This window comes from Ramlibacter sp., from assembly GCF_041916345.1.
Taxonomy (GTDB): Bacteria; Pseudomonadota; Gammaproteobacteria; order Burkholderiales; family Burkholderiaceae_C; genus Ramlibacter.
Genome location: NZ_JAYRZR010000079.1, coordinates 1 through 19,192, shown reverse-complemented (window position 1 = coordinate 19,192; position 19,192 = coordinate 1). Strand labels below are relative to the sequence as shown.

At 71.5% G+C, this 19,192-nt stretch carries 17 protein-coding genes; 10 read left to right on the top strand and 7 right to left on the bottom strand.

Annotation, left to right across the window (positions count from 1 at the left end):
• Nucleotides 1-509 (bottom strand): ArgP/LysG family DNA-binding transcriptional regulator (locus ACE3T5_RS17020; protein ID WP_374669284.1); only part of this gene is annotated, 509 nt, incomplete at its 3' end.
• Nucleotides 510-583: 74 nt separating this feature from the next.
• Between ACE3T5_RS17020 and ACE3T5_RS17015 the strand changes: the two genes are divergently transcribed.
• The 4 genes from ACE3T5_RS17015 (at nucleotide 584) to ACE3T5_RS17000 (ending at nucleotide 5,331) form a co-directional block, all read left to right on the top strand.
• Nucleotides 584-1,912 carry a D-amino acid dehydrogenase gene (locus ACE3T5_RS17015; RefSeq protein WP_374669283.1) on the top strand — a complete coding sequence of 443 codons (1,329 nt, stop codon included), beginning with the start codon at nucleotides 584-586 and terminating at the stop codon, nucleotides 1,910-1,912.
• 52 nt (nucleotides 1,913-1,964) lie between these two features.
• A complete protein-coding gene (locus ACE3T5_RS17010; protein WP_374669282.1) occupies nucleotides 1,965-3,104 on the top strand; it encodes an aminotransferase class V-fold PLP-dependent enzyme in 1,140 nt (379 codons plus the stop codon).
• Nucleotides 3,105-3,201: 97 nt separating this feature from the next.
• The gene (locus ACE3T5_RS17005; RefSeq protein ID WP_374669281.1) at nucleotides 3,202-4,449 is read left to right on the top strand and encodes an Hsp70 family protein; all 1,248 of its coding nucleotides are present in this window, start codon (nucleotides 3,202-3,204) and stop codon (nucleotides 4,447-4,449) included.
• 168 nt (nucleotides 4,450-4,617) lie between these two features.
• Nucleotides 4,618-5,331 (top strand): flavin reductase family protein, encoded by a 714-nt coding sequence (locus ACE3T5_RS17000; protein ID WP_374669280.1) that lies wholly within the window; start codon nucleotides 4,618-4,620, stop codon nucleotides 5,329-5,331.
• 6 nt (nucleotides 5,332-5,337) lie between these two features.
• Here ACE3T5_RS17000 and ACE3T5_RS16995 read toward each other — a convergent pair whose 3' ends face one another.
• From ACE3T5_RS16995 to ACE3T5_RS16975, 5 genes are read right to left on the bottom strand one after another with little or no spacing between them, the layout of a single operon-like run.
• Nucleotides 5,338-7,668 (bottom strand): xanthine dehydrogenase family protein molybdopterin-binding subunit, encoded by a 2,331-nt coding sequence (locus ACE3T5_RS16995; RefSeq protein ID WP_374669279.1) that lies wholly within the window; start codon nucleotides 7,666-7,668, stop codon nucleotides 5,338-5,340.
• Between the two features lie 42 nt (nucleotides 7,669-7,710).
• Nucleotides 7,711-8,565, bottom strand: coding sequence for a M14 family zinc carboxypeptidase (locus ACE3T5_RS16990; RefSeq protein WP_374669278.1), 855 nt, complete (start codon nucleotides 8,563-8,565; stop codon nucleotides 7,711-7,713).
• Nucleotides 8,562-9,818: an acyl-CoA dehydrogenase family protein gene (locus tag ACE3T5_RS16985; RefSeq protein ID WP_374669277.1), complete on the bottom strand. Its 1,257-nt coding sequence runs from the start codon at nucleotides 9,816-9,818 to the stop codon at nucleotides 8,562-8,564. Before ACE3T5_RS16985 ends, ACE3T5_RS16990 begins: the two co-directional genes overlap by 4 nt.
• Before the next feature lie 47 nt (nucleotides 9,819-9,865).
• A complete protein-coding gene (locus tag ACE3T5_RS16980; protein WP_374669276.1) occupies nucleotides 9,866-10,654 on the bottom strand; it encodes an alpha/beta fold hydrolase in 789 nt (262 codons plus the stop codon).
• The gene (locus ACE3T5_RS16975) at nucleotides 10,651-11,688 is read right to left on the bottom strand and encodes a peptidase M29 (protein WP_374669275.1); all 1,038 of its coding nucleotides are present in this window, start codon (nucleotides 11,686-11,688) and stop codon (nucleotides 10,651-10,653) included. Before ACE3T5_RS16975 ends, ACE3T5_RS16980 begins: the two co-directional genes overlap by 4 nt.
• A gap of 58 nt (nucleotides 11,689-11,746) precedes the next feature.
• Between ACE3T5_RS16975 and ACE3T5_RS16970 the strand changes: the two genes are divergently transcribed.
• Genes ACE3T5_RS16970 through ACE3T5_RS16960 form a run of 3 tightly spaced genes read left to right on the top strand, consistent with a single transcriptional unit; the run spans nucleotide 11,747 to nucleotide 13,648 of the window.
• Entirely contained in the window at nucleotides 11,747-12,256 is a 510-nt protein-coding gene (locus ACE3T5_RS16970) for a flavin reductase family protein (RefSeq protein ID WP_374669274.1), read from the top strand.
• On the top strand, nucleotides 12,253-12,723 hold the full coding sequence (locus ACE3T5_RS16965; RefSeq protein ID WP_374669273.1) for a MarR family winged helix-turn-helix transcriptional regulator: 471 nt from the start codon (nucleotides 12,253-12,255) through the stop codon (nucleotides 12,721-12,723). The genes ACE3T5_RS16970 and ACE3T5_RS16965 overlap by 4 nt, the downstream gene beginning before the upstream one ends.
• 22 nt (nucleotides 12,724-12,745) lie before the next feature.
• Entirely contained in the window at nucleotides 12,746-13,648 is a 903-nt protein-coding gene (locus tag ACE3T5_RS16960; protein WP_374669272.1) for a DMT family transporter, read from the top strand.
• 86 nt (nucleotides 13,649-13,734) lie between these two features.
• Here the strand turns inward: ACE3T5_RS16960 and ACE3T5_RS16955 are convergent, their stop codons facing one another.
• A complete protein-coding gene (locus ACE3T5_RS16955; protein WP_374669271.1) occupies nucleotides 13,735-15,750 on the bottom strand; it encodes an acetoacetate--CoA ligase in 2,016 nt (671 codons plus the stop codon).
• A 183-nt stretch (nucleotides 15,751-15,933) separates the two neighbouring features.
• Between ACE3T5_RS16955 and ACE3T5_RS16950 the strand changes: the two genes are divergently transcribed.
• The 3 genes from ACE3T5_RS16950 (at nucleotide 15,934) to ACE3T5_RS16940 (ending at nucleotide 19,071) form a co-directional block, all read left to right on the top strand.
• A complete protein-coding gene (locus tag ACE3T5_RS16950; protein ID WP_374669270.1) occupies nucleotides 15,934-16,536 on the top strand; it encodes a TetR/AcrR family transcriptional regulator in 603 nt (200 codons plus the stop codon).
• A 206-nt stretch (nucleotides 16,537-16,742) separates the two neighbouring features.
• Nucleotides 16,743-17,639, top strand: coding sequence for an alpha/beta hydrolase (locus ACE3T5_RS16945; RefSeq protein ID WP_374669269.1), 897 nt, complete (start codon nucleotides 16,743-16,745; stop codon nucleotides 17,637-17,639).
• 124 nt (nucleotides 17,640-17,763) lie between these two features.
• Nucleotides 17,764-19,071 (top strand): solute carrier family 23 protein, encoded by a 1,308-nt coding sequence (locus ACE3T5_RS16940; protein ID WP_374669267.1) that lies wholly within the window; start codon nucleotides 17,764-17,766, stop codon nucleotides 19,069-19,071.
• The last annotated feature ends 121 nt before the right edge of the window (nucleotides 19,072-19,192 follow it).

The window sequence follows — 19,192 nt, the reverse complement described above, 5'->3', positions numbered from 1 at the left end:
CGCATGGCGCCCAGCGGCAGCACCTTGCAGCCGCGCAGCGCCTGCTTGAGCGTGGTCACGCAGCCCAGCACCTGGCCCTGGCGCAGCCACTCATGGGTGAAGTCCTGGTCGTCGGTGATCATCTCCAGGGGCAGGCCCTGGCGCGCCAGGTCGTTCAGCGCCGGCAGCGCCCAGGTGGCGATGCTGTCGGCGTTGACGGCGATGGAGATGCGCTCTTCCTCGCGCGCGCCGCCGGCGGAGCTGGGCGCCAACTCGCGCAGGTCACGCTCCAGGTCGGCGCGCAGCAGGCGCAGCTGCTTGGTGTGCTTGAGCAGCAGATGGCCGGCCCCCGTGGGCTTGAGCGGGCGGCTGCGCACGATGAGCACGGTGCCCACCTGCGCCTCCAGTGCGCGCAGCCGCTGCGACACGGCCGACTGTGTGATGGACAGGCGCTGGGCGGCCCGCTCGAAGCCGCCCTCCTCCACGATGGCGGCCAGGCATTCCAGGGCGGCTGGGTCGAAGGTACTCATTAGGGTTCTTGATGTTTTCTCTGAGAGTTTAATTTTGCTTTTAATCGGCGGCAAGTCGCCCCACACTGCGGCCCATGAAAACGCTCGTTCTCGGCGCCGGCATCATCGGCATCAGCACCGCCTGGCATCTGCTGGAGCGCGGCCACGAAGTCATCGTGGTGGACCGCCAGCCCGATGCCGCCCTGGAAACCAGCTTCGCCAACGCGGCGCAGATCTCGGTGAGCTACTGCGAGCCGTGGGCGAATCGCCAGGCACCGGCCAAGCTGCTGAAGTGGATGTTCCGCAACGACGCCCCGCTGCTGTTCCGCCCGCAGCTGGACTGGCAGCAGTGGCGCTGGGGCTTGCAATTCCTGAGCCAGTGCCATGACGCCGCCTTCGAGCGCAACGTGCGCCAGCTCGTGGCCCTGGGCTCGTACAGCCACGCGGCGCTGAAGGACGTGGTGCGCGCCACCGGCATCGAATACCAGCGGCTGGAGCGCGGCATCGCCCACTTCTACACCGACCCGGCCGCCTTCGACGAAGCCGGCAAGGCCGCCGAGCTGATGCAGCGCTTCGGCGTCAACCGCAAGGTGGTGAGCCGCGAGGAGCTGCTGGCCATCGAGCCTGCCTTCCGCCACTACGACCGCATCGTGGGCGGCACCTACACCGCCAGCGACGAGAGCGGCGACGCCCGCGTCTTCACCCAGCAGCTGGCCGCCCTGTGCGCGGCGCGCGGCGCGCAGTTCCTCTACGGGCATGACGTGACCCGGCTGGAGACGGCCGGCGGCGGCATCGCTGCCGTGCACGTGCGCGACACCGCCACCCGCGTGGCGCAGCGCCTGGTGGCCGACGACGTGGTGGTGGCCTGCGGCTCCTACAGCGCGCCGCTGCTGCGCCAGGTGGGCGTGGACCTGCCCATCTACCCCGGCAAGGGCTACAGCGCCACCTTCAAGCTGAAGAAGCCGGAACTCGCCCCCTTCGTCAGCACCATCGACGACGAGGTCAAGGTCGCCATGAGCCGCCTGGGCGACGAGCTGCGCGTGGCCGGCACCATCGAGGTCTCGGGCTGGAATGCCACGCTGGACACGCCGCTGGCGCAGGCGCGCTGCCGCATGCTGGCCGAACGCATCGAACGCGTGCTGCCCGGCGTCTGCGACACCCGCACCGAGGCCGAAGGCGGCAACCCGCGCTTCTGGACCGGCCTGCGCCCGGCCACGCCGACCAACATCCCCTACATCGGCCGCACCCGCGTGCGCGGCCTGTGGGTGAACGCCGGCCACGGCACGCTGGGCTGGACGCACGGCGCCGGCTCCGGCAAGGCGATGGCGGAGCTGATCAGCGACCGCACGCCGCGCATGGCGTTCGGCTTCCTCGGCTACGAGGCCCCGCGCGACACGCTGCGCGGCGAGGCGCAGGCGGCCTGAGGCTTCGGCCCCGGGGGCGCGGGGCGCATCGCCCCGCCCTACACTGCCGCCGATGCGTGACCTGTCCCTGCTCGACCCCGGCATCACCTTCCTGAACCACGGCTCCTTCGGCGCCTGCCCGCGCGAGGTGTTCGAGGCGCAGCAGCAGTGGGCGCTGGCGATGGAGCGCAACCCGGTGGACTTTCTCGGCAGGCACTCCGCCGCCCTGCTGGCGCAGTCGCGCGAGGCGCTGGCCCGCACGCTCGGCGCCTCAGGCGCGGACCTGGTCTACGTGCCCAACGCCACCACCGGCGTGAACATCGTTGCGCGGTCGTTCCCGCTTGCACCGGGCGACGAGGTGCTGGGCACGGATCTGGAGTACGGCGCCTGCGAAGCCGCGTGGCAACGCGCCTGCGACCGGCAGGGCGCCGTGTACCGCCGCGCGAACATCCCCCTGCCCTATGACGCCGGCCAGGCCCTGCAGCGGCTGCTGGCGGCGATCACACCGCGCACGCGCCTGGTCTTCATCAGCCACATCACCTCCGCCACCGCGCTCACGCTGCCGTTGCAGGCGATCTGCGCGGCGGCGCGCGAGCGCGGCATCGCGACGCTGGTCGACGGCGCGCACGCGCCGGGCCAGATCGACCTGGCCCTGAACGCCATCGGCGCCGACTTCTACGTGGGCAACGCCCACAAGTGGCTGTGCGCGCCCAAGGGCTCGGGCTTCCTGCACGCGCAACCCGAGCACCACGCGCGGCTGGACGCCACCGTGGTGAGCTGGGGCTACACCGAGGCGCGGCCGGGCGACGACAGCTACCTGGGCCGCGGCCCCTTCGAGCGGCGCCTGCAGTGGCAGGGCACGCGCGACCTGTCCGCCTGGCTCGCGGTGCCGAGCGCCATTGACTTCCAGGCTCGGCACGACTGGCCTTCGGTGCGTGAGCGTTGCCACGCGCTGGCTCGCGAGGCGCACGACGCGCTGGTGCGGCGGCACGGCCTGCAACCGGTGGCGGGCGATGGGGACTGGGCGCAGATGGTGGCCATCCCGGTGCCCGCGCAGGACGCAACGGAACTGCAGCGACGGCTGTGGGAAGACAGCCGCATCGAGGTGCCCGTGACCACGCACGAAGGGCACGTCTTCGTGCGCGTCTCCATCCAGGGCTACAACACCGCCGAGGACGTGGAGCGTTTGCTGGCCGCGCCAGCGCTGCGCTGAGCGGGCACGGGAAGCGACCCGCTTTTCGTCGCATGGCGATCAGGGACGCCGCGCCAGGCCCTACACTTCGCCCCCCGCCTGCCTCCGGCGGCCCGCCATGCACACCACCCTCGGCATCGACTTCGGCACCTCCAACTCCGCCGCCGCCTGGCGCCGCGGCGCGGAGCCCGCCCGCGCGCTGCGGCTGGAGGGCGAGCACTTCGCGCTGCCGACCGCCCTGTTCTTCAACGCCGAGGACGGCCACGTCTATTTCGGGCGCGAGGCGCTGGCGCAGTACCTGAGCGGCGCCGAAGGCCGCCTGATGCGCTCGCTCAAGAGCCTGCTGGGCAGCCCGCTGCTGCTGGAGCAGACCGAGGTGAATGGCCGCGCGATGAGCTTCCAGGACATCATCGGCCGCTTCCTGCGCGAGATCGCCGCGCGCGCCCGCGCCGAGTGCGGCGCCGAGCCGAGCCGCGTGGTGCTGGGCCGGCCGGTGCACTTCGTCGACGACGACCCGGCGCGCGACGCGCTGGCGCAGCAGATGCTGCACGATGCCGCCACCGCTGCCGGCCTGCGCGAGGTGAGCTTCCGCATGGAGCCCATCGCCGCCGCCTTCGACTACGAGCAGCGCATCCCGCGCGAGAGCCTGGTGCTGATCACCGACATCGGCGGCGGCACCTCGGACTTCACCGTCGTGCGGCTGCGCCCCGGCGGCAGCGCGCCCGACGTGGACCGTTCAGGCGACGTGCTGGCCACGCGCGGCGTGCACATCGGCGGCACCGACTTCGACCAGAAGCTGAGCCTGGAACACGCGATGCCGCTGCTGGGCTACCGGCATCGGGGCCCGGATGGCCGCGAGGTGCCCAGCGCGGTGTTCTTCGACCTCGCCACCTGGCACATGATCCACTGGCGCTACGGCCCGCGCGCGCTGCGCGAAGCGCAGGCCCTGCGGGTGAACTACACCGACACGAACCTGCACCGGCGCCTGATGACGGTGCTGGAGCAGCGCCTGGGCCACCACCTGGCCAGCGACGTGGAGCAGGCCAAGATCGCCACCAGCCAGCACGGCGGCGCGGCGCAACTCGATCTCGCGTATGTGGAGGCGGGCCTGGCCTGCGGCTTCGATGCCGCCACGATGACGCGGCATCTGCACGATCTGCTGCAGCGGGTGGTGGCTTGCGCACAGGACTGCGTGCAGGCCGCCGGCCTGACGGCCCGCGACCTGGATGCCATCTACCTCACCGGCGGCTCGTCCGCGCTGCGGCCGTATCAGCAGGTGCTGCAAGCCGCCTTCCCGGGTGTGGCGATGGTGGAGGGGGACCTGTTCGGTGGGGTGGCGGCGGGGTTGGTGTACGGCGTCGCCTGATCCAATCGCTGGGGTTGCACCCCAGCCTACGAGAGACAACCAAACTGACGCGGGTAGGCTGGCGGTGGAGCGACAGCGAAACCCCAGCGATCACATGTCCGCCAACGGCCAGCGTCCGCGGCCGCGCGCGTCGACAGTACGGGCTCCCACCCACCCCCGGAGCCCCGCATGCACCTCACCCGCGAACCCGCGATCCTCTACTTCGGCACGCCCGTCGTGCTGATCGCCACGCTCAACCCCGACGGCAGCGCCAACCTGGCGCCCATGTCCTCCATCTTCTGGCTCGGCTGGCGCTGCATGATCGGGCTGGGGGGTGCCTCGCACACGGCGGCCAACCTGCTGCGCACCGGCGAGTGCGTGCTCAACCTGCCCTCGCAGGACCAGGTGGCCGCGGTGGACCGGCTGGCCCTCACCACCGGCAGTGACCCCGTGCCCGGCGCCAAGGCGCAGCGCGGCTACCGCACGGTGAAGAACAAGTTCGCGCATGCGGGCCTCACGCCGGATGCGGCGCAGACCGTAGGCGCGCCGCGCGTCCGCGAATGCCCGGTTCAGCTGGAGGCGGTGCTGGAAGACCGGCACGGCATGGCCGAGGGTGACCCGCTGCTGCACGGCCGGGCCATCGCCTTCGAGCTGCGCATCACGCGCGTGCACCTCGCGCCCGGCATCGTGATGCCGGACCGGCCGGACCATGTGGATCCAGACCAGTGGCGCCCGCTCATCATGAGCTTCCAGAAGTTCTACGGCCTGGGCCCGCAGCAACTGCACGACTCACGCCTGGCGACCATTCCCGAGGCGATGTACCGCAGCCCGGATGTGGATCGCGCACGCGCGGCGGGCCGCCCGAGTCGCGAACGGGACGAGGCCGCCGCAACGGCCGCGTGAGCGCGCTCAGCCGGCCTGCAGCGCCGCCCACACCTTCATCGGCGTCAGCGGCATCTGCAGCTGCGGCGAACGCTCGGGCCGTCCGGCGCGTGCCAGGGCATCAGCCACCGCGTTCACCACGCTGGGCGTGGCGCCGATGGTGCCCAGCTCGCCCACGCCCTTCACGCCCAGCGGGTTGTTGCGGCAGGGCACGCTCTGGTCCATCTCGGTCACGAAGTCGGCCGCCATCACGTCGGCGCGCGGCGCCGCGTAGTCCATCAGGCTGCCAGTCAGCGGCTGGCCGCTCTCGGCGTCGTAGACCATGTGCTCGCACAGCGCCTGGCCGATGCCCTGCACGGCGCCGCCATCGAGCTGGCCGCGCACGATCATCGGGTTCACCACCCGCCCCACGTCGTTCAGGCTGGCGTAGCGCACCACCTGCACGCTGCCGGTGGCGGGGTCGATCTCCACTTCGCTCACGTGGCAGCCATTGGGCCAGCTCGGGCCCGACACGGCGGAGGTGCTGTCGATGAAGATGTGCTGTCCGGCCTGCTGCGACGCCAGCTCGAACAGGCCGATGCCGACATCGGTGCCCCGCACGCGGAAGCGGCCGGCCGCGTAGTCCAGGTCCGCGGGCGCGGCCTCCAGCGCCTCGCCAGCGAGCTGCCGCGCCTGGTCCAGCGTGCGCTCGGCGCCGATGCGCAGGGCCGAGCCGCCGGTGAAGAGCGACCGCGATCCGGCGCTGCCGAAGCCGTCGCCGCGGTCCGTGTCGCCCAGCACCACCCGCACCTGGTCGATGGGGACGCCGAACACGTCCACGACCAGCTGCGCCAGCGTGGTGGCGATGCCCTGCCCCATCTGGTTGACGGCACTGAAGACCTCGATCACGCCGTCGGCGCGCACGTCCACCGTCACGCGCTCCTCGAACACGTTGCCGCCGGTCCATTCCAGGAAGGTGGCGATGCCCAGGCCGCGCAGGCGGCCGCGCGCGCGGCTCTCGGCGGCGCGCGCCTCGAAGCCGGCCCAGTCCGCCAGGGCCAGGCCGCCGTCCATGATGCGCTCGAACTCGCCCACGTCGTAGGTCTGGCCCATGGGGTTCTTGTAGGGCATCTGCTCCGGCCGGATGAAGTTGCGGCGGCGCAGCGCGACGCGGTCGATGCCGGTCTGGCGCGCGGCCTCGTCCATCAGCCGCTCCATGATGTAGATGGCTTCCGGCCGGCCCGCGCCGCGGTACGCGCTGGTGGGCGCGGTGTTGGTGAGCACGCCCTTGAAGTGGAAGTCGATCACCGGCACGTGGTACACGCTGGTCTGCACCCAGGGGCCGATCAGCAGCGGGATCGCCAGGCCGGTGCCCAGCGCATACGCGCCCACATTGGCCAGCGTGCGCAGCCGCAAGCCCAGGATGACGCCGTCGGCCGCCAGGGCCAGCTCGGCCTGCGCCTGCTGGTCGCGGCCATGGGTGGAGGTGAGGAAGTCTTCGCTGCGGTCCGCGATCCACTTCACCGGCCGGCCGAGCCGGTGCGCGGCCCAGGCCACGGCGATGTCCTCCGGGTAGGCCCCGGTCTTCATGCCGAAGCCGCCGCCCACGTCGCCCACCGTGACCCGTGCCTTCTCCTTGGGCAGGCCGATGGCGTCGCAGATGGAATTGCGCACGCCGCTGGGCATCTGCGTGCTCATGCGCACCGTCAGCCGGCCGTCCGCCGCCACCCAGGCCAGCACCGCGCGCGGCTCGATGGTGAGGGCGGCCACGCGCTGGTTGACCACCGTGAGCTTCACCACGTGCGCCGCGGTGTCGAAGGCCGCCTGCGTGGCGGCCGCGTTGCCGTGGCGCATCTCGGCAGCGATGTTGTCCGGCGCGGCTTCGCAAACCGCCGGTGCGCCGGCGGTAGTGGCGGCCTCCAGCCCGGTCACATGGGGCAGCGCGTCGTAGTCCACCTGCACCGCCTCGGCCGCGTCACGTGCCTGCTCCAGCGTCTCGGCCACCACCAGGGCCACCGCCTCGCCGGCGAAACAGGCCTGTTCATGGGCGAGCACGCGGCGCAGCGGGCTCGCGGCCGGCGAGCCATCGGCGCGCTTGAAGTTCGGGCTGCCCGGCAGCGGCTTCACGCCGGCCGCGGCCAGCTCGGCCCCGGTGGCGACCAGCACCACGCCCGGCATGGCGCGGGCAGCGGTGGCGTCCACCGACAGGATGCGGGCATTCGGGTACGGGGAGCGGACGAAGACGAGCCGCAGGCCGCCTTCGGGCGCCAGGTCGTCGGTGTACTGGCCCAGGCCCTTGAGCAGGCCCTCGTCCTCGATGCGGGCCACGGAACGGCCGCTGCCGAAGCGGCCGGCGATGTCTTGCGTGTCGGTGCTCATGCCGCGAAGTCTCGCCGATTTCGCGCCGGCGCGCAGCGCGGCTCAGCGCGCGGCGCCGGCCTCGCCGCCCAGCCGCGCGGTCATCCAGCGCAGCAGGTCCAGCCACATCTGGCGCATCTCGGCGTCCAGCGGGGTGCGCATGGCGTTCGGCAGCTCGATGGTGACCACCGGCACGCCCTTGTGCACGCCGCCGTAGTTGCCCAGCGAACCGGGGAAGATGCCCACCTGGTCCAGGTAAAGGCGGCCCAGGCGCGAGGGCGGCACCGAAGGGCCGTCGAAGTCCAGCACGCCATAGGGCGCGTGGATGGCCACGATCAGGTTCGGCTTGAAGTCGCGCATCTGCTCGTGCAGGAAGCGCGACTCCGGCTCGGACAGCGGCTTCGGCCCCGGCCAGCGGCGCGGGTCCTTGCGGGTGCGTACCTGCCAGTAGTGCGCGGCCTCGCGCTCCCAGTTCGGCGTGGGAAAGTTGCGGTTCAGGTCCACGCCGCTGGCGTTCACGCGCTTGGGCGGCTGCGCCAGCACGCCGTCGGGGTTGAGCACGGGCACGAAGCGCCAGTGCACCGGTTGCGGCATCTGCATCGGCTCGTTGGTGGCAAGGCGGATCCAGTGCAGCGCGACCGAGGCCGACGACAGCTCATCGCCGTGAATGGCGCCCGTCACGAGCACGCGCAGGCGGGCCCCGGGCGAGACCACGTCGCGGGTGTACAGCGGCACGCCGCGGACCGAGCGGGCGCCGGCGTCACGCAGCTCGGCCGCCTCGCACAAGGCGCGCGAGGCATTGGGCAGCCGGTTGACGAAGCGATCGCAGGGATTGGCCGGCACCGGCGCCGCGCGGAGGGCCGTCCCCGCCAGCAGCAGGGCCACGAAGGCGACGGCGCGGGCGGCCCGGCGGCTCACTCGTCCTTTTCCCCGGCCTCGTAGAGCGTCTCGCGGCCCATGCGGTCGAGCACGAGCTCGGCTGTCCACGGCAGCATGAGCGCGCCGCAGCGGCTGTCGCGGTACAGGCGCTCCAGCGGCAGGTGCTTCATCATGCTCTGGCCGCCGCAGGTGCGAATGGCCAGCCGGGCAAGATCATTGACGCCTTCCATCACCGTGTAGTGTGCCGCATAGAGGCGCATGCGCTCGTCCTTGCTGGGGTTCGGGCGTGCCTCCAGAACCGCACGCAGGAACAGGCTGCGCATCTGCTCCAGCTGGATGCGCATCTGCGCCACCGCGATCTGCTTGGTGGGATACATGCGGCGCTTCACCGGCGGCTCGCCCGGCCACTCGCCGCGCAGGTAGCGCACGGTGAAGTCGTAGATGGCGTTGGCCACGCCCAGGTAGGTGGGCGAGAGCGTGAAGAACATGGCCGGCCAGGTCTGCGCGCCCTTGTAGTAGACCCCGCGCGGCATGAGCTGCTCGTCGTCGCTCACGAACACGTCGTTGAACGTGAGGTTGCGGCTCACCGTGCCGCGCATGCCCAGCGGGTCCCACTCGCCGCTGACCGCGAAGCCCTCGGCCGTGGCGGGCACCGCCAGGTACAGCGTGTCGCGGGCGTCGGGCTTGTCGTCGCCCTTGTCCTCGGTGCACAGCACGCCGTAGTAGTCGGCGGCGCCGGCGAGCGAGGCGAAGATCTTGCGGCCGTTGATGCGCCAGCCGCCCTCCACCTTGCGGGCCGTGGTGCCGAAGGGCGCGCGACCGGCAGCCGCCGCGCTGCCTTCGGAGAACGGCTGTGCGTAGACGGCGCCCTGGTCCACCACGCGCCGGAAGTGCAGCTCGCGGCGGTGCGCGTGCTCGGCCCGCTGCGTCTCCGTCATGGCAATGCCGTCGGCCAGCACGCCCGTCCACATGGTGGAGCAGATGTGCATGTTGTAGGTGAGCGCGGTGGTGCCGCAGAAGCGGCCGATCTCGGCGGCCACCATCATGTAGGTTGCGTAGTCGGCGCCCAGGCCGCCGTGCGCCTCGGGCACGCACAGGCGCAGGAGGCCGGCCTCGCGCAGGTCGGCGTAGTTCTCGAACGGGAAGCTCGCCTCCGCGTCCCAGCGGGCGGCGCGGGCGGCGAAGCGATCCCGCCCGAGCTCGTGCGCGAGCGTGAGCAGCTCACGCTGCTTCGCGGTGAAGGCGTGTTCGCCCACGGCGGGGACGAAACTCAGGGGCGCGGGGGCTTGCATGGGAGTCTCCTTCTCGTAGGGCGGCCGGGGCGTGGCCTGTGCCCGGCTCAGTGCAGCAGCAGACCGGGCAGCTCCAGGAAGTTCAGCAGCAGGCTGTCGAACTCGTCCGGCGCCTCCAGGTTCTGCAGGTGGCCGATGCCCTTCATCTCGATGTAGGTGCTGCCGGCGATGGCCTGCGCCATCTTCTGCATCACGGCGGGCGGCGCGTTGCGGTCCTGCTCGCCGGCGATCAGCAGGGTGGGCACGTGGATGCGCGACAGGTTGTCGCGGCGGTCGAAGGTGACCAGGCATTCCAGCGCGCGGCGGTAGGTGGCGGCCGGCACCAGGCCCATGCAGTGGGTGGCGAGGTTCACGCCCTCGGGCAGCGAGCCGGGTCCCACCATGCGGGGCACCAGAACCTGCGCCAGGTCCGCCATGCTCTGCCCGGCATCCAGCGGCGCGGTGCGTTCGGCGATGAAGGCACGCTGCCAGTCGCCATCGGGCTTGCCGAAGGCGGGCGATGTGCCGCACAGCACCAGGCGGCTCACCAGCTCAGGCCGTCGCGCCACGACCTCCTGCGCCACCATGCCGCCCATGCTGTGGCCCACCAGGATGACGGGCGCGGCCTGCAGGCTGTCGATCAGGTCCACGCAGGCCTGGGCCAGGCCCTTGAAGGTGTAGGGTTCGATGGGCGCGCTGCGGCCGTAACCCGGCATGTCCCAGGCCACCGCCCGGTAGCCGTTGCCGGCGAGCGTCTCGACCTGCGGCGCGAAGGCGAGGTGCCCGCCGCCGATGCCGTGCAGCATCAGCACCGTGGGACCCTGGCCCAGCGTGGTGAAGGCGGGGAGCGCGTTCATTCGACCAGCCGCCCGGCCTCGACCACGGCGGCGCCATCGAGCTGCACCGTGCAGTGGCGCAGGGGCAGATCGAAGTGGCCCAGCGTGTGGCGGCCCGCCACCTCGTTGGCGCCGGTGCTGTAGAGGAAGTTGCCAGCGAAGGCGCGCAGCTCGGTGCCATTGAAGTCGCGCTTGTCGTACAGGGCCAGGCTGTCCCAGCGCGCGGCCGGGTTGAGGCCGTAGCCCACATGGCTGACGGCATAGGCCTCGCGGTCGTTCCAGGCGGCGATGTAGCTGCGCATCAGCTCGGCATCGACACCCTGGCCCTCGATGGCGGTCACGTAGTCGTTCTCGATGCGCAGCGTGACCGGCCGCTCCAGGTAGCGCTTGAAGGTGAGGTTGACATCCCCTTCGGCCAGCACCAGGGTGCCGTTCACGCTGCCAGCGGCGGGGAAGGCCAGCGCGATGCCGCCCGGCCAGTGGGTCATGGTGCCCGGTCTGGTGGTGCTGCCCCAGTTGCCGCCGCAGACCGCGCCGGCCAGCGAGATGCGCAGGTCGGTGCCGGCGGCGGAGGTGACCCGCATCTCGCGCGCGCCGCGCAGGCGCTTGACGTGATCCTTCACGCGGGCCTCGGTGGCGTCATCCGGCAGCAGGCGGACCAGCGCCTCCGGGTGTTCGTTGCTGATGTAGATGACGCGCGCGCCGCCTTTAAGGATGGCGGGGAGTTCGGGCGCGTGCATCAGGCCTTCGACCGTGCAGTCCACCACCAGGGTGCTGCCCGCCAGCGCGCCGACCACCGGGCCAATGCCGCGCAGCACGGGCGAGGCGCCGGTGGAGCGGATGGCCGGGCCGCTGGCGGGGAAGACGGTGGGCAGCAGCACGCTGAACACCTGGGCGCCCAGACGCGCCGCGGCGAGGCGGGCCAGCTCGGGAAGGACGGGGCGGCTCTGGCTTTCGGCCAGCACGGCGACGGTGTCGCCCGGCTTCAGCGCGCAGCGCGCCAGCACGGCCTCGAAGGCTGCCAGCCACGCCGGCTCAATGGATTCCTGCAGCATGTTGCGCGCCCTCGCGAAGTCGCGGCCATAATACATGAAATTTCATGCAACCCGGTCCATGAACCCGTCGCTCTCGGCCCAGCCCCCCAGCTTCTCGAGCAGCGAGTTCCGCGCCGCACTGGGCACCTTCGCCACCGGCGTGACCATCGTCACCGCCCGCACCGCGCAGGGCGCGCTGGTGGGCCTGACGGCCAACTCGTTCAATTCGGTCTCGCTCGCGCCGCCCCTGGTGCTGTGGAGCCTGGCGCGCGCCGCCGGCTCGATGGCAGTGTTCAGCGCCGGCTCGCACTACGCCATCAACGTGCTGGCGGCGGACCAGCGGGATCTGGCCGAGCGCTTCGCGTCCAAGGGCGCGGACCGCTTCAACGGCGTCGGCTTCGACATCGGCGCGGGCGGCGCACCCCTGCTGCATGGCGCGGCGGCCACCTTCGAGTGCTTCAACCGCAGCCGCTACGAGGAGGGCGACCACGTCATCTTCGTCGGCGAGGTCGAGCATTGCGCCACCCGGGCCGGCGCCTCGCCACTGCTGTTCCATGGCGGGCGCTACTACACGGAGCACCCGCTGTGACAGCCACGGCCGGGTCCGGCCGGCGGGCACGCGGTTCGGCAGCGGCGCCGGCCCGCTTTGTCGACGGCTACCTGGGCTACCTGCTCGGCCAGGCGAACCATGCGCTGTACAAGGATTTCGATGCGCGCGTGCGCGCCGCCGGGCTCAGCTCCATCGAATGGCGCGTGCTGGCCACGCTGCAGGACAGCGAGCCGCTGACCGTGAGCCAGCTCGCGCTGGACGTGCTGTCCAAGCAGCCCACGGTCACCAAGCTCGTGCAGCGCATGGCCGAGCAGGGCTGGGTGGCGGTGCAGGCGGACGCAGCTGACCAGCGCCGCACGCTCGTGGCGATCACGGCTGCCGGCCGCCGCCTCGTGCGCCCGCTGTTGCAGCAGGCCCGGCACCATGAGGCCCAGGCGCTGAGCGCGCTGGCCGCGCCCGAGCAGGCCGCGCTGAAGGCGCTGCTGGCCCGGCTGGCTGGCCGCTGAGGCGCGCCGCTACCATCGGCCGATGACCGAGCGCAAGGACCACCTCGATTCCCTGGCGGTGACGCTGCTGCTGGCGAGTTGCCTCTTCTGGGGCTTCCAGCAGATCCTGATCAAGACCACCGTGCCCGAGGTGCCGCCCCTGTGGCAGGCCTCGCTGCGCTTCGGTGGCGCCACGGTGCTGCTGTGGCTGTGGTGCCGCTGGCGCGGGGTGGCCCTGTTCGCGCGCGACGGCACGCTGCGCGCCGGGCTGCTGGCGGGCCTGCTGTTCACGGGCGAGTTCACCTGCATCTACCTCGGCCTGCGGGACACGACCGCGTCGCGCCTCACGGTGTTCCTCTACACCGCGCCCTTCGTGGTGGCCCTGCTGCTGCCGCGCATCGTGCCGGCCGAGCGGCTGCGGCCGCTGCAGTGGGTGGGCCTGGTAATCGCCTTCGCTGGCGTGGCGCTGGCCTTCGGCGAGGGCTTCCTGGCAGGCAGCACCGCCCGCCAGTTGCGCGGCGACGCCCTGGCGCTGGCCGCCGGTGTGTTCTGGGGCCTCACCACGCTGGTGATCCGCGGCTCGAAGCTGGCCACGGCGAGCGCGGAGAAGACGCTCTTCTACCAGGTGGCCGTCACCACGCTGGTGGCGCCGATGCTCTCGCTGGCGCTGGGCGAGCAGTGGTCGCTGGCCTATTCCACCTACGCCTGGGTTTCCATCGGCCTGCAGTCCGCGATCGGCGCCTTTGCGAGCTACCTGGCGTGGATGTGGATGCTGCGGCACTACCCGGCGACGCAGATGTCCTCCTTCACCTTCCTCGCGCCCCTGTTCGCGCTGGTCTTCGGCGTGGTGCTGCTGAAGGAGCCGCTCACCGCGCAGCTGGTCGTGGCGCTCGCCGGCGTCGCCACCGGCATCGTGCTGGTGAACCGCAAGGCGCGCCCGGCCTGACGCAGGTTCCGGCCTAACTGGTCTCCGTGTAGGCTGGGGTGGAGCGCCAGCGCAACCCCAGCGTTTCGCTCGCAGGCGAGCGCGCGTCAGGCGTCGGCCGCCTGTGCGGGCCGACGCCCCTGCGCATACGCCACATAGGCCGGCAGGCAGCCCGGGTTGACCATCGCGTCGGGGTTCACCACCTTCTCCAGCGGCTGGCCCAGCAGCAGCTTCTTGATCGGCAGTTCCTGCTTCTTGCCAGACAGGGTGCGCGGCACCTCGGCCATCTGCACGATGTCGTCGGGCACGAAGCGCGGACTGAGCGCGGTGCGCACCGCGCCGGCGATGCGGGCCTTGAGCGCGTCGTCGAGCGTGAGGCCGGGACGCAGCACCACGAACAAGGGCATCCAGCTCGGGCGGCCCAGGTATTCCAGATCCACCACCAGAGAGTCCATCACCTCGGGCAGCGCCTCCACGGCGCTGTACAGCTCGCTGGTGCCCATGCGCAGGCCGTGGCGGTTGATCGTCGCGTCGCTGCGCCCGTAGATGATGCAGCCGCCCTCGGGCGTGATCTTCAGCCAGTCGCCATGGCGCCAGACACCGGGGTACATGTCGAAGTAGCTGGAGAGGTAGCGTGCGTTGTTGGGGTCGTTCCAGAAGGACAGGGGCATCGAGGGGATCGGCCGCGTGCACACCAGCTCGCCGACCTCGTCGATGACTGGCTGCCCCTGCTCGTTCCAGGCCTCCACCGAGCAGCCGAGCAGGCGGCACTGCATCTGCCCGGGGATCTGCGGCAGCTCCCGGTGGGCGCCGATGAAGGCGCCGGCGAAGTCGGTGCCACCCGACATGTTGCACCACCAGATGTCGCGCACGCCCAGTGCGTCGAACTGCGCCGTGCCCCAGCGCTGCACGTCCTCGGGCAGGGGTGATCCCGTGCTGCCCAGCGCGCGTACGCGGCGCAGGCCGGGCCAGCGCGTGAGATCCACGCCGGCCTTCATGCAGTTGCCGTAGAAGGCGGCGCCGGCCCCGAACCAGGTGACGCCCACCTCGTCGGCGAAGCGCCACAGGGTGGACCAGTCGGGCGCGTCCTTGCTGCCGCCGGGATTGCCGTCGTACAGGCAGCAGGTGGTGCCGGTGAGCAGGCCGTGCATCTGCGCGTTCCACATCACCCAGCCGGTGGAGCTGTACCAGTGGAAGCGCTCGCCCAGGCTGTTGGGGTCGTAGCTGCAGCCGATGTCGTCGTGCAGGTTCATCATCGCCATGCCCACCAGCACCGTGCCGCCGTGGCCGTGCACGATGGGCTTGGGCAGGCCGGTGGTGCCGGAGGAGTAGACGATCCACAGCGGATGGTCGAAAGGCAGCCACTGCGGCTCGAAGGCGGCCACCTCGGCATCGTCGCGCGACAGGGCCGTGGCCAGCGCGGTGTGGGCGGGCAGGCCATCGACACCGAGGCCCAGGTTGTCGTGCACCAGCAGGTGCGTCACGCTGGGCAGGGCCGCCATCAGCTCGCCCACGACACCGCGGCGGTCATGGTCGCGGCCGGCGTAGCGCACGCCGTCACAGGCGATCAGCATGCGCGGGGTGATCTGGCGGAAGCGGTCCAGCACCGCGTTCGTGCCCATGTCGGGCGCGCAGATGCTCCAGATGCCCCCCAGGCTGACCACCGCCAGGAAGGCGATCATCGCCTCCGGCACGTTGGGCAGGTAGGCGGCCACCCGGTCGCCCGGCTGCAGGCCCTGCGCACGCAGGTGCAGCGCCAGCGAGGCCACCTGGCGCTGCAGTTCGGGCCACGATAGCTCCCGGTGCTCGCCACGCTCGTTGCGGCTGATGAGCGCGGGCACACCCGCCGCGTGCGCGGGCGCCACGTGCCGCAGCACCTGCCGCGCATAGCTCGCGCTGGCCCCCTCGAACCAGCGCGCGCCGGGCATGCGGTCGTCCGCCAATACCGCCTTGCACGGGGTGGGCGACTGCAGGTCATAGAAGGCCGCGAGGCTCTCCCAATAGGCGGCGACGTCGCGCACCGACCACTCCCACAGCGCCTGGTAGCTGTCGAAGCGCAGGCCGCGATGGGCCTGCAGCCAGTCCTGGTAGCGGCGGATCTGGGGCACGTAGGGTGGTTGCATCGGTTCGGGTCCTGCGGATTCGTCGTGTTGGCATCGGTCGTCCGTCCAGGACGGATGGGACGCCAACGGGGCCCGCCAGCTTAGCGGGCGCGCCGCCCGCTCGCATCCGCCGCGACCCGCCCCCGAGCCATCAACAGGCACCGACTTGCCATTTCGCACAGTCGTGCTATATTTCGCCCCATCATGGACGCCAAGACCCAGAAAGCCGAGCTCACCCGCGCCGCCATCGTCGGCGCGGCGCTGGATCTCGCCGCCGCCGAGGGCCTGGAGTCCATCACGCTGCAGGCAGTGGCCGATCGCATCGGCCTCTCCAAGAGCGGCGTGTTCTCCCGCGTCGGCTCCCGCGAGGCGCTGCAGACCGCAGTGATCGAGGAGTTCGGCCGCCGCTTCCTGGCCGACGTGTTCGTGCCCGCCATGCAGCAGCCCAAGGGCCTGCCACGGCTGAACGAGATCGTGCGCCGCTGGATCGCCCGCACGCGCGACGTGGAGGCGAAGCAAGGCTGCATCTTCACCGCCGGCGCCTTCGAGCTGGACGACCGCGAGGGCCCGCTGCGCGACTTCCTGCTGGGCGAGGTGACGCGCTGGCGCACCGCGCTGCGCCGCACGGTGCTGCAGGCGGTGGAGGCCGGCCACCTGAGCGCCGACACCGACCCCGAGCAGCTCGCCGGCGAGATCTACAGCCTGGCCATGGGCCTGCTGCACGACATCCGCTTCCTGCGCGATTCGCGCGCGCCCGACCGAGCCCAGGCCACCTGGGACCGCCTGGTGCGCAGCTACCTGCCCTAGAGTCCCCTGGAGACAAACCGCCCTGCCCGCTTGTTCGACCTCATTTCGCACGGTCGTGCGAAGAAAGGAGCCTTCCATGGCCTTCGTCCTCGTCCCCCTCGCCGCCATCGGCGTCATCCGCCTGGCCATCGGCCTGCGCCGCACCTTGCGCAGCCTGCCCCGTCGCAACAGCGACATGGTCTTCTTCTGAACCCGGGAGCCCGCTCATGACCACCCGCACCGCCGTCGAGGCCGCCTCGTCCTACTACCACGCCAACCCCGGCGTCCGCCTGTTCCGCTTCGCCCTCGGCACCTCGCAGCGGCTGTGGCCGGCACTGGCCGTGCGCGCCGCCGCACGGCTGTTCGGCACGCCGCTGCCGCCCAAGTGGCTGCAGCGCCGCACGCCCTGGGAGCCGGGCTGGCAGACCGAGGCCTGGCCGTTCGAGGACGCCAGCGTCACGGTCTACAGCCGCCCCGTGGCCCCGCACGGGCCCGTCGCCCTGCTGGTCCACGGCTGGGGCGGCCACGCGCGGCAGATGCTGCCGCTGGCCGACGCCCTGGCCGGCCATGGCCTGCGGCCGGTGCTGCTGGAGATGCCCGCGCATGGCCGCAGCGCCGGTAGCGTGAGCAACCTGCCGCAGTTCTCGCGCGCCATCGAGTACGCCGTGGCCCGCCTGCGGCAGGACGGCCACCAGGTCCGCGTGCTGGCGGCGCATTCACTCGGCGCCAACGCGGCCGCCCATGCCGCGGCGCGCGGCCTGCCGGTGGATCGCCTGCTGCTGGTGGCGCCGCCTGCCTCACCGCGCGAGTACACCCGCCACTTCGCGCACGTGTTCGGCCTGAGCGAGGCCACGCGGGCCGCCATGCAGCGCCGCATCGAGGCCCGCGAGGGCATCCTCATGCCGCAGTTCGAACCCGAAGCGGTCGGTCCGCGCATCCGCGTGCCCACGCTGGTGGTGCACGACCAGGCCGACAGCATCAACCGCTTCGCCGATGGTCAGGCCTTCACCCGCGCGATCCGCGGCGCGGAGCTGCTGGCGACCGAAGGCCTGGGCCATCGCCGCATCCTGCGCGATGCGGCCGTGCTGGGGCGGGCCACGCTGTTCGCCACGCAGGCGTCGTAGCCCGCCCATCGGCGCCCTCCACCGGCCGGAGAGGGCTGGGGTGGGGGCGCCCCTGCGGTTCTCCCGTGCATGCAGCCGGCCGTTGGTCTAGCATCGCCGATCCAACCACGACGAGGAGGATCCCATGGCGATGTTCGACTGGACCGAGAAGCCGGCTTCGGTGCTGCAGCAGGGCGGCGTGATCGCGCCCGACGAGCGCCTGCCCTGGCCGCAGACGGCGGCGATGGGCGTGCAGCACGTGATCGCGATGTTCGGCGCCACGGTGCTGGCGCCCATCCTGATGGGCTTCGACGCCAACATCGCCATCCTGATGAGCGGTGTCGGCACGCTCATCTTCTTCGCCATCACCGGTGGCAAGGTGCCCAGCTACCTGGGCTCCAGCTTCGCCTTCATCGGCGTGGTGATCGCGGCCTCCGCCTACGCCGGCAAGGGGCCGAACACCAACATCGGGGTCGCCCTTGGCGGCATCATCGCCTGCGGCGCCCTGTACACGGCCATCGGCGCCGTGGTGCATGCGGTGGGCACGCGCTGGATCGAGCGTTTCATGCCGCCGGTGGTGACGGGCTCGGTGGTGGCCGTGATCGGCCTGAACCTGGCCCACATCCCGGTGAAGAACATGGCCGCCAGCGGCTTCGACAGCTGGATGCAGGCCATCACCTTCACCTGCGTGGGCCTGGTGGCCGTGCTCACGCGCGGCATGGTGCAGCGCCTGCTGATCCTGGTCGGCCTGATCGTCGCCAGCATCCTCTACGCGGTGCTCGCCAACGGCCTGGGTCTCGGCAAGCCGATGGATCTGTCGGGCATCGCGAACGCCGCGTGGGTGGGCATGCCCGCCTTCACGGCGCCGGTCTTCAGCGGTCCGGCCATGCTGCTGATCGCGCCGGTGGCGGTGATCCTGGTGGCCGAGAACCTGGGCCACATCAAGGCCGTGACGGCCATGACCGGGCGCGATCTCGACGCCTACATGGGCCGTGCGTTCATCGGCGATGGCGTGGCGACGATGGTGAGCGGCGCCGCCGGCGGCACGGGCGTGACGACGTACGCCGAGAACATCGGCGTGATGGCCGCCACCAAGATCTACTCCACCGCCATCTTCCTCGTCGCCGCGCTCATCGCCGTCGTGCTGGGCTTCTCGCCCAAGTTCGGCGCGGTGATCCAGGCCATCCCGCTACCGGTGATGGGCGGCGTCTCCATCGTGGTGTTCGGCCTGATCGCGATCGCCGGCGCCAAGATCTGGGTCGACAACCGGGTCGACTTCTCGCAGAACCGCAACCTCATCGTGGCCGCCGTGACACTGGTGCTGGGCACCGGCGACTTCACGCTGCGCTTCGGCGATTTCGCGCTCGGCGGCATCGGCACCGCCACCTTCGGCGCCATCGCGCTGCATGCCTTGCTCGGCATCAAGGGCGACGAACGGGCGGCCCGCTATTGATCCGGCAACAAATAACTTGAACTTTTGCGCCCCGCCATGATCCACCAGTGATGGAAACAGCCGACATGAGATCGCTGCCGCGCGAGGCGCGGCACGAAAGACGAGTTCAGGTCATCCGCCT